Origin of the sequence: Lacrimispora xylanolytica (assembly GCF_026723765.1) — a bacterium.
Classification (GTDB): domain Bacteria; phylum Bacillota; class Clostridia; order Lachnospirales; family Lachnospiraceae; genus Lacrimispora; species Lacrimispora xylanolytica.
This window is the reverse complement of the sequence record NZ_CP113524.1, coordinates 792186-807414: the sequence shown is the minus strand read 5'-3', so window position 1 is coordinate 807414 and position 15229 is coordinate 792186. Positions and strand designations below refer to the sequence as shown.

At 41.3% G+C, this 15229-nt stretch carries 17 protein-coding genes; 7 read left to right on the top strand and 10 right to left on the bottom strand.

The features are described from left to right. Positions 1–57 precede the first annotated feature (57 nt). Genes thiC through thiD form a run of 5 tightly spaced genes read left to right on the top strand, consistent with a single transcriptional unit; the run spans position 58 to position 4280 of the window. A complete protein-coding gene (gene thiC / locus OW255_RS03885) occupies positions 58–1365 on the top strand; it encodes a phosphomethylpyrimidine synthase ThiC (protein ID WP_268115686.1) in 1308 nt (435 codons plus the stop codon). A gap of 37 nt (positions 1366–1402) precedes the next feature. Further along, positions 1403–1957 (top strand): energy coupling factor transporter S component ThiW, encoded by a 555-nt coding sequence (gene thiW, locus OW255_RS03880; RefSeq protein ID WP_268115684.1) that lies wholly within the window; start codon positions 1403–1405, stop codon positions 1955–1957. A gap of 19 nt (positions 1958–1976) precedes the next feature. Beyond that, a complete protein-coding gene (gene thiM / locus OW255_RS03875; protein WP_268115683.1) occupies positions 1977–2855 on the top strand; it encodes a hydroxyethylthiazole kinase in 879 nt (292 codons plus the stop codon). Then, positions 2842–3483, top strand: coding sequence for a thiamine phosphate synthase (thiE, locus tag OW255_RS03870; RefSeq protein ID WP_268115682.1), 642 nt, complete (start codon positions 2842–2844; stop codon positions 3481–3483). The genes thiM and thiE overlap by 14 nt, the downstream gene beginning before the upstream one ends. After that, entirely contained in the window at positions 3480–4280 is an 801-nt protein-coding gene (gene thiD / locus OW255_RS03865; RefSeq protein ID WP_268115681.1) for a bifunctional hydroxymethylpyrimidine kinase/phosphomethylpyrimidine kinase, read from the top strand. Before thiE ends, thiD begins: the two co-directional genes overlap by 4 nt. Positions 4281–4380: 100 nt before the next feature. Here thiD and OW255_RS03860 read toward each other — a convergent pair whose 3' ends face one another. The 3 genes from OW255_RS03860 to OW255_RS03850 all read right to left on the bottom strand — a co-directional run bounded on the left by OW255_RS03860 (position 4381) and on the right by OW255_RS03850 (position 8422). After that, positions 4381–4797, bottom strand: coding sequence for a pyridoxamine 5'-phosphate oxidase family protein (locus OW255_RS03860; RefSeq protein ID WP_268115680.1), 417 nt, complete (start codon positions 4795–4797; stop codon positions 4381–4383). Positions 4798–4894: 97 nt separating this feature from the next. After that, the gene (locus OW255_RS03855; RefSeq protein WP_035317678.1) at positions 4895–5233 is read right to left on the bottom strand and encodes a winged helix-turn-helix transcriptional regulator; all 339 of its coding nucleotides are present in this window, start codon (positions 5231–5233) and stop codon (positions 4895–4897) included. 114 nt (positions 5234–5347) lie between these two features. Beyond that, a complete protein-coding gene (locus tag OW255_RS03850) occupies positions 5348–8422 on the bottom strand; it encodes a glycoside hydrolase family 2 TIM barrel-domain containing protein (protein WP_268115679.1) in 3075 nt (1024 codons plus the stop codon). A gap of 386 nt (positions 8423–8808) precedes the next feature. Between OW255_RS03850 and OW255_RS03845 the strand changes: the two genes are divergently transcribed. Together OW255_RS03845 and OW255_RS03840 are read left to right on the top strand one after the other, a co-directional pair. After that, the gene (locus OW255_RS03845; RefSeq protein WP_024837218.1) at positions 8809–9057 is read left to right on the top strand and encodes a GlsB/YeaQ/YmgE family stress response membrane protein; all 249 of its coding nucleotides are present in this window, start codon (positions 8809–8811) and stop codon (positions 9055–9057) included. 125 nt (positions 9058–9182) lie between these two features. Then, positions 9183–9425: a CsbD family protein gene (locus OW255_RS03840; RefSeq protein WP_024837219.1), complete on the top strand. Its 243-nt coding sequence runs from the start codon at positions 9183–9185 to the stop codon at positions 9423–9425. A gap of 112 nt (positions 9426–9537) precedes the next feature. On the opposite strand, the gene OW255_RS03835 is transcribed toward OW255_RS03840, so the two are convergent. Genes OW255_RS03835 through OW255_RS03805 form a run of 7 tightly spaced genes read right to left on the bottom strand, consistent with a single transcriptional unit; the run spans position 9538 to position 15222 of the window. Then, positions 9538–11145 (bottom strand): hypothetical protein, encoded by a 1608-nt coding sequence (locus tag OW255_RS03835; protein WP_268115678.1) that lies wholly within the window; start codon positions 11143–11145, stop codon positions 9538–9540. A 9-nt stretch (positions 11146–11154) separates the two neighbouring features. Continuing rightward, positions 11155–11676, bottom strand: coding sequence for a putative phage tail protein (locus OW255_RS03830; protein WP_268115677.1), 522 nt, complete (start codon positions 11674–11676; stop codon positions 11155–11157). After that, the gene (locus tag OW255_RS03825) at positions 11666–12814 is read right to left on the bottom strand and encodes a baseplate J/gp47 family protein (RefSeq protein WP_268115676.1); all 1149 of its coding nucleotides are present in this window, start codon (positions 12812–12814) and stop codon (positions 11666–11668) included. Before OW255_RS03825 ends, OW255_RS03830 begins: the two co-directional genes overlap by 11 nt. Continuing rightward, positions 12811–13215: a DUF2634 domain-containing protein gene (locus OW255_RS03820; protein WP_268115675.1), complete on the bottom strand. Its 405-nt coding sequence runs from the start codon at positions 13213–13215 to the stop codon at positions 12811–12813. Before OW255_RS03820 ends, OW255_RS03825 begins: the two co-directional genes overlap by 4 nt. Before the next feature lie 8 nt (positions 13216–13223). Beyond that, positions 13224–13517: a DUF2577 family protein gene (locus tag OW255_RS03815; protein WP_268115674.1), complete on the bottom strand. Its 294-nt coding sequence runs from the start codon at positions 13515–13517 to the stop codon at positions 13224–13226. Next, positions 13505–14500, bottom strand: a complete 996-nt coding sequence (locus tag OW255_RS03810) for an XkdQ/YqbQ family protein (RefSeq protein ID WP_268115673.1) — start codon at positions 14498–14500, stop codon at positions 13505–13507. Before OW255_RS03810 ends, OW255_RS03815 begins: the two co-directional genes overlap by 13 nt. After that, a complete protein-coding gene (locus tag OW255_RS03805; RefSeq protein ID WP_268115672.1) occupies positions 14497–15222 on the bottom strand; it encodes a hypothetical protein in 726 nt (241 codons plus the stop codon). The genes OW255_RS03810 and OW255_RS03805 overlap by 4 nt, the downstream gene beginning before the upstream one ends. Positions 15223–15229 lie beyond the last annotated feature (7 nt).

Below are 15229 nucleotides of genomic sequence, written 5' to 3'. Positions count from 1 at the left end.
TTTTTATTTGCACATGTTCTCGTCAGTCCCTCCGGCAAAATAAAAGGAGGATCACAAATGAATTACACCACACAGATGGATGCTGCCAGAAAAGGCATTCGGACAAAGGAATTAATGGCGGTCGCAGAAAAAGAGCAATGGGAGCCAGAAAAGCTTCTTCCCCTGGTGGCAGAAGGCAAGGTTGCCATACCGGCTAATAAGCATCACACCTGCTTAAACCCCAATGGAATCGGGTCCATGTTAAAGACAAAGATCAACGTAAACCTTGGCACCTCCAGGGATTTAAATGATTTGAACCTGGAGCTTAAAAAGGTTCAGGACGCCGTTTCCATGGGAGCAGAATCCATTATGGATTTAAGTTCTTTCGGGGACACCAGAAAATTCCGCAGAAAACTGACCGAGGAATGTCCCGCCATCATTGGCACCGTTCCCATCTACGACGCGGTTGTTTATTACCACAAGGCCCTTGGTGAGATTACTGCCAAGGAGTGGATTGATATTGTAGAAATGCATGCAAAGGACGGAGTGGATTTTATGACCATTCATGTCGGCATCAACAAGCAGACCGCCCGCAGGTTTAAGGATGCCCAGCGGCTGACCAACATCGTATCCAGAGGCGGCTCCATAATCTTTGCCTGGATGGAAATGACCGGGGAAGAAAATCCATTTTACGAGCATTATGATCGTATTTTAGAAATTTGTCAGGAGCATGATGTCACCTTAAGCCTTGGAGATGCCTGTCGTCCGGGCTGTATTGAAGACGCGTCTGATATTTCTCAGATTGAAGAGCTTGTTACACTTGGAGAGCTGACCCGGAGAGCCTGGGAGAAAGATGTACAGGTTATCATTGAAGGGCCGGGACATATGCCTCTGGATCAGATTGCTGCCAATATGAAGATTCAGGAGACGATCTGCAAGGGAGCCCCTTTTTATGTTCTTGGTCCTCTGGTCACTGATATTGCCCCTGGATATGACCACATTACTTCTGCCATCGGAGGAGCCATAGCCGCTGCCGCAGGAGCTGCCTTTTTATGCTATGTCACCCCAGCGGAGCATTTAAGGCTGCCTGACGGGGATGATGTGAAGGAAGGAATCATCTCTGCTAGGATCGCGGCCCATGCGGCTGATATTGCAAAGGGAATAAAGGGAGCAAAGGAATGGGACCGTCAGATGAGCGATGCCAGAAAGCGTCTTGACTGGGAAACCATGTTTAAGCTAGCCATTGATCCGGAAAAAGCAAGACGTTACCGGGAAACATCAAAACCCGAAAAAGAGGATACCTGCTCCATGTGCGGAAATTTCTGCGCCATGAAAAACATGAACCGAATTCTGGAAGGGGAAAAAATTACGATCTTTGATGAATGATGGTTTTTTCTAAACAATCGGAAATGGAGGAATTATCATGAATCAAAATACAAAAGCAGTGATACGAAAAGGCTCTTACATAAACCAAAGGTCCAGAATAAAAAAATTGGCACTAAGTGGTATGCTGGCTGCTGTTACCGTGGCGCTCTCCGGCTTTTCTATCCCCATCGGTGCCTCCAGATGCTTTCCCATTCAACATCTGGTCAATGTTATGGCCGGAATATTCCTTGGCCCATTTTATGGGGTTTTGACCGCGTTTTGCACTTCCCTGATTCGCAATTTAATTGGTACCGGAAGCCTGCTGGCATTCCCAGGCAGTATGATAGGTGCTTTTCTTTCCGCTCTCCTGTTTCAAAAAACAGGCAAGCTTCTCTTTTCCTGTCTTGGCGAAATTGGAGGAACGGGCATCATTGGCGCACTGGTTTCCTATCCCCTGGCTGTCTTTTTTATGGGTAAGGATATAGCTGTCTTCTTTTTTGTCGTTCCATTTTTATTGAGCACGGTGTGCGGGACGCTGATGGCAGCTGCCTTATTCGAAATTTTCCGCCGTCTTGGCCTGGTTTCTCATCTTAACCGGCTGATCAAGGAATAGAAAGGAAGAGGATATTAAAATGAAAATGAATCTGGAAGACTATACTGCTCTGCCTCAGACAGTACGGGAAAAACACCCTTTGATCCATTGCATTACAAACTATGTCACAGCCAAGGACGTAGCCAATGTTGTTCTAGCCTGCGGCGGCTCTCCCATTATGGCAGATCACCCGGCAGAGGTTAAGGAAATGACCAGGCTCTCTGACTGCCTTCTTTTAAATATCGGAACTCCTAGAGAATCTACTCTGGACGTCATGATAGCGGCTGGTATGGAAGCAAATCGTTTGGGTATTCCCGTGATTCTTGACCCGGTTGGCATTGGAAGCACTCCCTTTCGAACAGAACTGATTCAGGAGCTGGTAAAGAAGGTGGTACCAACCGTAGTCCGTGGGAATGCTTCTGAAATCAAGACCCTTTTATCCAGTGTAACAAGGCAGCTTATAAATGAATCTTCAAATAATACTTCTCACCTCCCCAGGGGGGTGGACGCCTCAGGGGAAGATCAGATCACAGAAGATAATGTATCTTCCTTTATAGAAGCAGCCAATCTCTTAAGCCATATTACATCAGCTGTAGTCGTCATGACAGGAGCCACGGATATTATCGCATATCACGATCAGATCCGGCTGGTGAAAAATGGCTGCCCGGAGATGTCCCAAATCACAGGGAGTGGCTGTATGCTGGATGGTTTTCTTGCTGCTTATGCCGCTTCTTCCGCTAAAGTTTTTGAGGCAATGACTATCGCCACAGCAATCTACGGCTTATGCGGAGAAAACGCTGACAAAAAAACAAAGGAGTGTGGAGGAGGTAGCGGAAGCTTTCACCGTTATTTTATGGATGAAATCAATCTATCCTCCCATTCTCTAAAAAAAGGAGGACTTAGAATTGAACTTCCATAAAGATATGCTACTTCTATATGCCGTCACCGATCAGGCCTATCGGGGGGAGAAAACTTTACTGGAGCAAGTTGAGGAGGCTTTAAGTTCTGGTATCACTCTGCTCCAGCTTCGGGAAAAGGATATGGACAAAGAGGAGTTTTTAAAGGAAGCAAAAGCAGTTCGAGCCCTGACCCGTCACTATGGCATTCCCTTACTTATAAACGACGATATGGATATTGCTCTTGCTTGCGAAGCCGACGGAGTACATGTAGGGCAGGACGATATGTCTGCCAGTGAAGTCCGAAAAAGGATCGGTCCCAATAAAATTCTGGGAGTGACTGCAAAAACACCAGAGCAGGCCAGAAAGGCCTATGAAGACGGGGCGGACTATATCGGGGCAGGGGCCGTATTTCCAAGTCCCACAAAAGCAGATGCCCTTCCTATGACTAGGGAACAGCTTTCTGCCATCTGCTCCGCCACCCCACTTCCGGTTACTGCCATAGGTGGTATCACCCTTAAAAACGTAACCAAATTACAGGGAACTGGGATTGCCGGAATCTCTGTGGTCTCTGGCATCTTTGGGCAAGCAAATATTTCTGATACAGTCCGTTCTTTAAAGGAAGAAGCCCGGAAGGTGGTGGCATTATGAGTTTTACCCTTCCCTCAGTTTTAACCATCGCCGGCTCTGATCCCAGCGGAGGCGCTGGAATCCAGGCTGACTTAAAAACCATTGCTGCCCTGGGTCTTTACGGCTCCAGTGTTATCACTGCACTGACCGCACAGAATACAACCAGAGTCTATCAGGTAGAAGACGTGAGTATACTCATGCTCACCGATCAGTTGGAAGCAGTTCTGTCTGACATAACTCCTCAGGCAATTAAAATCGGTATGGCTGGCTCCTCTGCTTCTATTAAAGTGATAACGGAAAAGCTATCGAAGTTTCCTATGATTCCTGTTGTCTTAGATCCAGTTATGGTATCGACCAGCGGAGGAACTTTGTTTGAACAGAATGGCCTTAAGGATTTAACAGATAAACTCTTTCCCCTTGCTGCTTTGGTTACCCCCAATATTCCGGAAGCGCAGGTACTCTTATCCACAAAAAAGCCTCTCCTATCCAAAAACGACATGGAAGAGGCTGCAATGGAATTATGTAAAAAATACAAAACTGCCTTTCTATTAAAAGGGGGTCACAGCAGTATGGAGGCCAATGATGTGCTGTGCCAGAATGGAATCATTACCTGGTTTCATGGAAAACGGATAGAGACTTCAAACACCCATGGAACCGGGTGCACCTTATCTTCTGCCATTGCCTGCGGTCTTGCTATGAAAAAAGGTCTGGAAGAAAGTATATTACTTGCCAAGGAATATTTAACCGGGGCTTTAATGGCTGGGCTGGAGCTTGGTAATGGCAACGGCCCTATCTGGCATGGGTTTAAGGATACTTAAGGCAGCCTTAACGGATATCCCTTACACCATCATGAAACAAAATGAAAAACAGCAAGAAATCTGGTTTATTTAGATTCCTTGCTGTTTTTATCTACCGCCATTACACTTCAAAAGACTCTGAATGAAAGTTGCTATAATATCTGCCATCTTTTGCAGTAAATTTAAGGACACAATAATCCGGGTCTGTCACGCCCTGAGGATAATACATGGTATCCCCATCTTTCCAGATCATCTTCTTGCTTTCCTCATCCTCTAATACCTCTACAGTACCTCTTAACATCACTCCACGGTAAAATCTGGTATCACAGAAGTAGATGCAGGCATTTGGACATTCTCTGTATTGGGATACCCGCATAGACGAGGTATTGGTAGTAAAATAAAATGTTTTGATTCCTTCCATCTTTCTGGGTGGAAGCATTGCCTTTGTGTTAGGAAATCCTTGTTCATCTATAGAACTGATAAATGAAACATTGCGCTTTTCAATGAAGTTTCCAATGGTTTTTTCAACATCTCTCATATTCCTGTCCTCCTTATATCATCAATGATAAAACTGGAATAGAAATTTGTAAATTACCCACTTTTTTGTGGGTATCGAAAGCTCTGTAAACCTCTTCCTATGGAATATTTCCCATGTCTTCTTCCGTTAAAAGATCGGACCCAATTGCCTGCATAATTGTAATCGCCTCAAGCAGCTTCCTTCCCCGGTCGGTGAGAGAATACTGAACTTTTAATGGATAACCTTCAAAAGTCTCTTTTGTAATTAATCCAAAAGGAAGCAGTTCACTGATCTGTTCTAAAAGCATTTTCTGAGTAATTCCATTTATCTCTCGCTGAAGACGGGCTAAGGATAACGGCTCTTTCCCAAGCGTCCATAAAATAATCGGCTTCCATTTTCCCCTTATAATATCATGGGTCAATTCCAATGGACATGTATATTCCTTACGTATTTTCATCGCATCACCTTTTCATGACTTTAGAAGTTTACGAACATCCTATCATACTCAAATATAAAAATATAGCAATGGTTCTGACTTATCAGCACTCATTGCTATATTTTATATTTCAACTTATTTTATGGTTTCATTCTTTTCTGGAACCAGCCTTATTTCAAATGTAAATTCTTCTTCTTCAAATATATACTCTTTTCTTAAATCTGGTCCACAGCTTTCAGAGCCAATGCCGTTTTGACGATAATCCAGACAAAGGACTGTACTGCCTGACGGAACCAGCTCAAAGTTATGAGCTTTATTCGTCAGCTCCTCCTGAGTATAGATGGAGGTATTAAAAGAAAATGGCTGTAAGGATACAGCTGACAAATGGTTCCTGCCACCTGATACTGTCACATAATCACAGTCTCCTCTGCTTCCATTCTCCTGTGGACGCAGATAATCTTCATGCATTTCCGTCACATGATTACGGAACAGCCCGTGATAGCTGGCTCTCTTTTTATCCGCATAATTTTCAAATGGACCCATTCCGTAATAGGTTACCTGATCCATTTCTTTTGGAAGGAAAAGGCGAAGGCCAAATCTTGGAAGCTCAGGGAACTCCCCGTCTTTTTTAACGTCCAGCTTCACATCAACGGCTCCTGTTTGCCAGATCGTCCACAGAGCATTGATATTCATCATTCTCTGCACTGGTGCCGCAGTGATTGACATTACGGTTTTAATTTCCACCCTGTCATTCTTGACCTCAACAGCAGTTTCATAAGCTCTTGATATGGCCTTATGATAATGTGCTTCCATCCAGGCTTTTTTTATGTCACTGTCATTATCCGTCGGTGCTCTCCAGATATTTATTTCCATGGGGCGGTCTAAAAGACTTCCATTTTCAAAAAACATATCTTTAAAGCAACCGGTAAATTTATGATAGGTATAGGAAAAATTCATACCCGATACCATCAGATAACGGTCATCTTCTTCTAATTTAAAATCATTTTTTAAATCTGCAGTTTCTGACGGATTTTCTAAGAGTCCTGCTGCCGTCCTATTTCTTCCATCTTTATTTTCCAGAAGAATTTCATCAAAGCCTAACATACTTCCTGATTTTAAGAATGCAGATTCATTTCTTAGCAGGTAATTTATCTTTAAATAACATTTGCCAGCTTCTGGTACAGCAACAGGCATCACTAGCTTACCTTCTTCATGAGGAAGGATATCTTCCACTGCTTCATCAGAAAGTACTCCTGTATCAATGACAATTCCATCACAGGTGACCTCATAAGAAAGGCGTACATAATCCTTAAGACTTAAGAAATCCATATAGTTATGGAGCACTAATTCCTTTGTCTTCTGGTCAAAAGATACCATTCTTAATGGACGGTACACGTTCTTAAATTCCTTAAGTCCTGTATGGGGCCTGCGGTCTGGGTACACCAGTCCATCCATACAGAAATTACCGTCATGAGGATATTCTCCATGATCACCTCCATAGAGATACATGGGCTTTCCATCGGTATTTCTTCCCTGGTAAATGGCATGGTCACACCATTCCCACACAAATCCCCCACACACCTCATCGTGCTGTTCAAATACCTGAAAATAATCTTCCAGATCCCCAGGTCCATTGCCCATGGCATGGCTGTATTCACAGAGAATAAACGGCTTTCCAGATTTTCGTTCTACAAATTCATGTATCTCCTCCAGGCTTGGATACATACGGCTGTATAAATCAAGGTTGGAGAAATCATATTCTTTACTCAGAACCCGGTAACGAGCGCCTTCATAGTGGGTCAGTCTTGTGGGGTCAAATTCCTTCGTCCATTTAAGAGCAGCCTCAAAGGTGCAGCCATAAGCGCATTCATTTCCCATGGACCAGATGACAACAGAAGTACGGTTCTTATCCCGCTCTACCAAAAGCTGGGCACGGTCTACCGTTGCTTTAGTAAACTCTGGATTATCAGAAATGGCCCGGTTCCAGCGGTCTCTCCAAACTTCTGTGGCGCGGTTTTTCATGTATACATAGGCCGTTCCATGGCTTTCATTATCCGCCTCATCAATGACGTAAAAGCCGTATTCATCACAAAGCTGATAAAACTGTGGGGCATTGGGATAATGGCTGGTACGGATGGCATTGACATTATGCTCTTTCATTACCTTCATATCTTTTTTCATCTGGGAAAGGCTGATGGCAAAGCCTGTCACCGGATCGCTGTCGTGGCGGTTAACCCCGTGGAATTTAATATTCTGGCCATTAAAATAGATTACTCCATTTTTGATAGAAATTTCTCTGATTCCCAACCGGTCTACAATGACCTCATTTTGGGTCTCTAAAATAATGGTATATAAATAAGGGTTCTCCGCATTCCAAAGAACTGGTTCTTCTATGGTAAGATCCAGTTTTCCACCATCTAAATACCCTTCCATACCAGATATTACATTTCCGCTTTTATCAAGTACTGTAATTTTTACAGGAACCTCATTTCCAGTAAAGGTCACCTCTCCGGTGATGTGGGCCTTTCCATCTTTACAGGCTGTTTTTAAGAAGTAATCAAAGATGCCTTCCTCTGGGCGCTTTAATAAATATACATCACGGAAAATTCCGGTCATACGGAATTTATCCTGATCTTCCAGATAGCTTCCATCACACCATTTTAAAACAAGAACGGAAAGTGTATTATCCCCCTCCCGGATCAGTCCTGTTACATCAAATTCACTGGTTCCATGGGAAACCTGGCTGTATCCTACATAGCTGCCATTTAACCAGACGTAGAAGCAGGAATCCACGCCTTCAAAATTTAAAAATGCTTTCGGAGCATTGGCATCTCTTTCATATACAAAATGATGGACGTAAGCACCGCAAGGATTTTCTGCCGGTACATAGGGTGGGTCCATGGGGAATGGGTATCTGGTGTTGGTATACTGGTGCTTATCATAGCCGTAATTTTGAAAGCAGCCTGGAACCGGGATTTCTCCAAAGCTTTCGGTATTATAGTCTTCAAGGAAAAACTCTTCTTTTACATCATAAATACTATCAAAATATTTGAATTTCCAGGTATCGTTTAAAAGCTGGAAGCGGTCGGAATTTTCTCTCTGCTCGACTAGATCAAAGCGTGCCATGGAAGCCGGGATATAGTAAGCTCTGTTTGGCATGGTGTTTTCATGGAGCAGATGCAGATTTTCATAGTGTTTGGGGACGATCATGGTTTCTACCTCCTAATATTTCTATATAAACTATTATAGAATGAACCAGATTAAAATCCATATCATTGATTAGCCAATATATGCACAAAATGATACGGTTACTATTAATCATTCCCATTATCGTGTAGCTTTTCACCTGGAATTTTAATTAAAAAAAGCTGGTTTTAAAATGAGTCAACTGGCTTATTCATATTTTTTTTGATCGTAATTCATAGAATCAATTTCATTGACAAAGGGAATAATACAAACGAACTGATTTCAATTTATAATAAGTTTCGCTTCTCATAACACAGAATTTATAAATTTTTATTTTGAGTTTATTGACACTTTTTACCAAATCATGCTATAAATTAGTTAATTAATCAATTAAGAAACGAGGTGATTCAATGGGAATTATCGGCTGGATTATTATAGGTGCTTTAGCAGGCTGGCTTGCAAGCATGGTGACAGGAAATGATAAAAAGATGGGCGCATTCGCAAATATATGCGTCGGTATCATCGGTGGCTTTCTGGGTGGATTTATTATGAATCTGCTAGGAGGAGCTGGCGTTACCGGATTTAATCTTTGGAGTCTTTTAGTAGCCTTTATAGGTTCTTGTGTTTTATTGTTTATTGTTAATAAAATCCGAAAATAAAAACAATAGCTGGTAAAAGTCTTTAAAGGAAAAATGACTGGGTGTCTTTATTGGTAAGACATCTAAGTTTAAAAATATATGTTTGTAAACTTGAGAATAAATTTATAAATAAGGAGGCGTTATTTATGAACAATTCAGTAAAAGGTAAAATAGATAAAGCAGTGGGCAGCGTGAAGGAAAATATCGGTAAATCCATAGAATCTGAACAGCTGGAATTGGATGGAAAACTGCAGAAACTTGCTGGCGAGGCCAGGGAGAAGGCGGAAGAAACTAAGAAAAAAGCTGCCAGAATCGGTGAAGATATTAAGGAAAGTATTGCTGAGAAGGCGAATGACTTGATTGATTCGGTCAAGAAAGATAAACAGTAATGTTTGATACCATTTATGAAAAATAACTATTAATATATTAAAAGACCCACTATTTGAAACAGACAATAGTCGGTCTTTTATTTATTATATTTTAATTTTACTAAAATTTATCTCATGAATTTGTTGTGTATGTTCCACTAAATAGTAAATTTGAGCCTGCAGGTAAATCAACTAACGACGTGAAGTAAATCTCACTATATGTGCTAGTATTTCTAAGAAAACATAAAAGTGTTCTGGACGGTATGGCAGTGTGGACTACCGTATCAAATTGATCTCGCCTCAGTGGGTAACCGGCAATTAAATATGGTTTATTTGCATTCAAAGTTACTGTAGTTGTAATATTTGTCTGAATATTAATTTGGGAGGGTCCATTAATATTTCCATTTCTATAATACCCACTATTAATATTTCCCCATGGACAATATAAACCAGAAATAGTTAGATTAGATATTTGAGTGCCATTTTGCTGTAAAAACACCCCACCATATTCTGAATAAAATTGCCATGCCCCGGTAGGCTGATTTCCCATTAGGGTAACAGTAGAACCACTGAGTGATGCAATTCCATTATCTGTAGCAGCTGACCCAATATACCAACTTGCAGAGTGTATTCTACAAAAGTAACTTGCAATTACACCCCACTTTTTATTATTTACCCTGCAGGCATCTATTCTAGCATTACAAGATTCAAAATGAAAGCCAGCATACTGACTGTCACCTAATGCTTGGCAATACCATAATACTAGATTGGAACAATCAATTCCTATGAAAGAATGATTACTTGTTTGTGTAAAATTGATTCCTGCTATTATTATTCTAGCAGTTGAACTTATACAGGTAATAGTATCTATATTACACGAGATATTTAAAGATTCCCAATTATTAGCGCGTGTAATATGAAGCATTCCACTATGAAAATTAGATATATTAACAGCCTCATTATAGGTACCATCGGCTATCCTGACAGTTGCACTATGACCGCCTAAATCCTTTGGAATATTATTTAACGCGCTTTTTATCGTCTTATAAGGATTAGAGCTTGTACCATCACCAGTGATATCAGAACCATTATTATCTACGTACACAAACATATCATTATTAAGTGGCTTCGTATCCTTAATATACTTTTTAACTTTCCCCATAAAAACCTTTGTTGAATCCCCAACCTCCGGAACCGGATACTTTGCATCAATCATCTCCAGTGTTTCAATCACAGTCTCTGAAATATCTCCACCCGTGGCATCCACCCTTTCCATCACATCCTGAATCGTAGCCGTCCCAGAAGGGACAACTTCAATATTAATTTCAGCCGCATCCTGTACTACATTCTGAATATTATAGATATACGAAGTAGAAGCCACACCATTATACTTAGGCATTTCATCCGGTATCACTGCAGTTACAATACAAAATAGAATCTCTTCTTCACCATCTTTAGCATATAGACCAATATTTTGTATGTAATAAGCAACCTGAATTTCTTCATTGCTAAAAAGCACTCTCGTCTGAATCATATTATTATCTAATACTTTCGTTTCAGGATATTCTAAAATCTGCTTAACCCCATCCATATCAGTTAGCGCTTTATAGTCAGTCCCATCTGGATACCTATGATTCGAAATTTTTGCTTTGGTTATGTTTAATTTCAGTTCTCCTGCAACCGCTCTGGCAATCAAATTTTCTCCTGCTGCCGTTATAATCGCTTTGTTATACTGTCCCATTTTACCTCCTTAAATTGTTGTTATTTTCGTGCTGCTCACCGTAGTCCCTATGTAATAACCGCCTTTCATATCCTTTTTCACTTCCTGGCTTGCCAGGATCTTAATATGGGCCGGAATTATATCCCACAGCAGGTCATAAAGGAGATTCAATGCACCGTACCGATCAGATGTAACCTTAATTGTCAGCAAATAAGTTTTGCTATTCACTGACAAAACATACCCATCTGCTCCAAAAAGTTCTGACAAACGATTTTTAAGAAATCCGATTGTAAATGGAACTACCGTATTATATCTTTGCAGGATTCTACTTCTTCTGTATTCTAACGTTTCTCCCTGATAAGAAATTCCAAAGCGCTTCTCGTAAAGAAGAATCGTATTCTCATCAGCCGTCTGTATAAAGCAATTATCTCGAACAGACCGAATACTGTCTTCCACTGCTTCCAGCTCCACCTCTTCTGTATCCAAGAGCTGGTTGAATTCCAGAATATTTTTAAACCACTCCGGTAGCAGCATTTTTAGATCAACCGCCATTGATTGTCACCGCCCCCAAAACTGGCACCTGCTGCTCAGTAGAAGTCTCTACGCACACTACATCAGATGCGATTCCATTAATAGTTACATCCGTCACATTGACAACTTCAGGAATAGTTAGAATTGCGTATATCACCCTGGACACATAGACTATCACTGCATACTCTAGCTTTTGACTTTTCAGCACGGTACCCCAGGATTGCCGAACAGATTCTAAGTATTCTTCTATCTTGTCCATAATCTGGTTTTTATAGGCTGTCTCTCCGTTTTGAATACTGGATAAAAATTGAACGGTGAGAGAAAAATCAAGCTTCAGTTCTTTACCAGTTCCAATGGTAACGGCTGCTCCAATAGGGGCCATTCCATAACCATTGGGGGATGGTTCTAAATCATCTCCTTCCAGAGGGCAAATCGCATTTTGTACCTTAGTAATAAGAGTATTCCCCGCCGGCTTATAATTTCCGTCAAGAATACTGCACAACACAGTTCCTCCTCCCTGCCAGGCCGGGTAGATTTGAACGGCTCCAACTCCATCAATCGCAAGAATTGCATTTCGGTAGGAAGCAATGTTTCCTCCAAACGTGGCAACGTCAAAGGTAGCTAAATACCGCTCTCTCAGGGAAGAATCTCCTTCTTCCTCTGTTCCGGCTGAAAGAAGCTCTGTAAGCTGTGCAGATGTAAGACCAGTCACATAATCAATGGCAACCAACTGACCAGAATAATTATTACCAATCTCACCTGGAGATTCGCATTCCATTCGATAACTATATCCATTCTCAGAATGGTCAATAAAATCCGACACCTTATATGTTAAATATCCACTCCCTGTAAGAGCTGAAAATCGGGAGCCAATTGGCACATCTATATTAAAATAACCTTTTTTAACTGCCTTAGTAGCTGCTTTTCTTTCTATTCCACGCTCTGCTACCAGCATATTAAGCCAATTGCCTCCAGCCGTTTCCGCATAAGCATTTTTCTGCACAGAATCCAAGTCAAGATATAACCCTTCCAGATGCCAGCTTTCCGGTCCAAGCGCCGTCTGGATCATGGAGCCTTCCCTTTTATCAATGGTATCTGGTACCCTTTTTAACTGTGATGCCAATATATTCGCGTATGTTTTGTTACTAAAATCAATCAAATTTCCACCTCCCCGGGGATATTTCCATATACGGTTTTAACCTCAAATGTGCATTTTAATGTCCCTTGGTCTGAGGTATCAAATAAAAAATCGTTCACTGAAAGAATTCGTTTATCAGAAGAAAAAGCCTCTTGAATACGTCTTTTTATCATACTTGCTACATATTCCGGGGGCTTACCAATTAGCCTTTTTAATTCCCTGCCAAAATTCGACGTATAGATCTGGTTTTGATATCTTTCCGTAGCTAGAATGATTTCTATAGCCTGTTTCATGGCTTCCAATCCACCGCCTACTTTTTTAATTGTACCGGTACTTTTATCCACCAGATAAGTTTCGGTAGGGTACTCCCTGTTCTCATTTTCATAAATAACTGCACTAGCTGATTTTGGTAATGTTGCCATCGTATCACCTACACTTTCGACATTACGATATAATTCTGTCCGGCATTGGCTTTCAATACCAGAACCTTGTCTCCTGGTTTAACGCCTGGGTTTAACACAATCTTCTCTCCCTGTATATTGATATCTCTGTATTTTAAATTATCGGTTAGAACAGCCACTGGCTCCGTCACTATCAATTGAGTCGCCTGAATTTTTAATGTTAATGGAGCTGCTGATACGACTGTAGCGTAACCAGTATCCAAAAGATCCATGGCTTTTACAGTATCACTAATAATATACTTAAGTCGCTCTATGAGTTCCATTGGCCCTCCTTATTGATGATTTTTGCATCGACGCTCATGGTATGCTCTCCGTCTGAAAAAGTATGATTCACTTTATCCAGAAGCAAATAATATCCATTGGAGAGTTCTGGTATTTCCTTTATTTTAAACTTTGCCATTGCTCCTGCTCTGAGCCCTGGTACTCCCCCTAAACCACTCACGGATAACGTTTTTAGCACTCGGTCATAATACGCCATCATCATATTTCCCTGCTCATTGATTTGTGCTTCGTTAAGATTATCATCTACTTTGTCATACTTCTGCAGGAGTCCCCATTTTTTAATTGTTGAATGGTCATTGAATATATAGGTATCTCCCTGGCCCGTCTCTTTATTGGACCGGACCAGCTTTACCTGATTATAAGTGTCTGAATCTATATCAGACTTATAAGAATAGTCTGTAATGATGCTGCCATTGCCAATTAATACATCAGACATCATATTCTTAGCCTCTTTTAGAGACAGCTTACCAAAATCATCATAAAAGACAAATGTTTTGCCAGTACTGTTCTGAGTTACCATGAGAGCGTATTCAATAATATCCAGGCACTCTGTATTTTCCTTTGTCAGATAGGGGATCCCTTGTCCGGTATCTTCTATTTCTCCTACTTGAAGCTGCATATCGCCTGCAATCTGACTTATTATTTCTCCCAGCTTTTTATTGTTGAAACTATAACTGGATTTCGCTTTTAAATAACGGAGCTGGTCATAGGCGGTGACTGAAACCTCGCCAGAGCGACTCTGTTCTATAATAAAAACGAATCCCAGAAAAATTTCTTTTCCATCAACATAAAATAGTACTTTAGCACCCTCTGTCAGATTAATTGGCTTATCCTGAAGAAACGTAAATGTAAGCTTGCCTGCACTTCCACCTCTGTTTGTGGTATAAGTTACCTTCTGTGTAATGGGGGCATAATCGTACAAGGAATATGACTCGTCATTATAAATTAAAAGTTTGTAGCTCATCCTGTCACCTGCAATTGATCTGCTTTCACCCAGCCACGACTGCCGCCTATTAATATGGGATAGGCCCTGGAAGCATCAGGAACGATTCTCGAAACGGTAGTCGCCAAATTGTTGGCGGTTCCAGTTGGTTTATCTCCATAACTGCTGCTAAAATATGTACCATTTGCAATAACGGAAGCACCTACTCTAAGTTCTGGAACAGCAGATGTAGAACGTTCCTGATCTTCTGGTTGAGTAGTACCATTTGCCGGTTGTTCTGCCGGAGGAAGTGTTATCCTGATTGGCGCGTAGTTCCGATATTCTTTAAACTTGATTTTATAATAGATATCTCCAGCTTCCCCACCTTTTTCTGTTGTCTCAAAGCTGTCAATTACCGCACTGATGTTTGTATCATACATGCGGCTTCCCCTTGCATCGTACCGGCTGATTACAATATCACATACTTCCTTGTTATCCCGGGCATCCAGTATTGCCTCCACGAGATCACCTGGTTCGGTCCAGTCGTGCCCGCACATAAGTGGATCATCGCTATCACCAGGGAAATAGGATTCCCAGGACACCTCCATTAAGGAGGGCAGCCTGGGAACAACAATTTCCCCAATATCTAAAATATCGTACGTCTTATGATCCGCTGGATAAGAAATTGTATATTCTTTCGGGTTAACTGGAAATTCAATTGTATCGCCACCGATATCTGCAAAAAATTTATACTTATTTCGCATGATACCT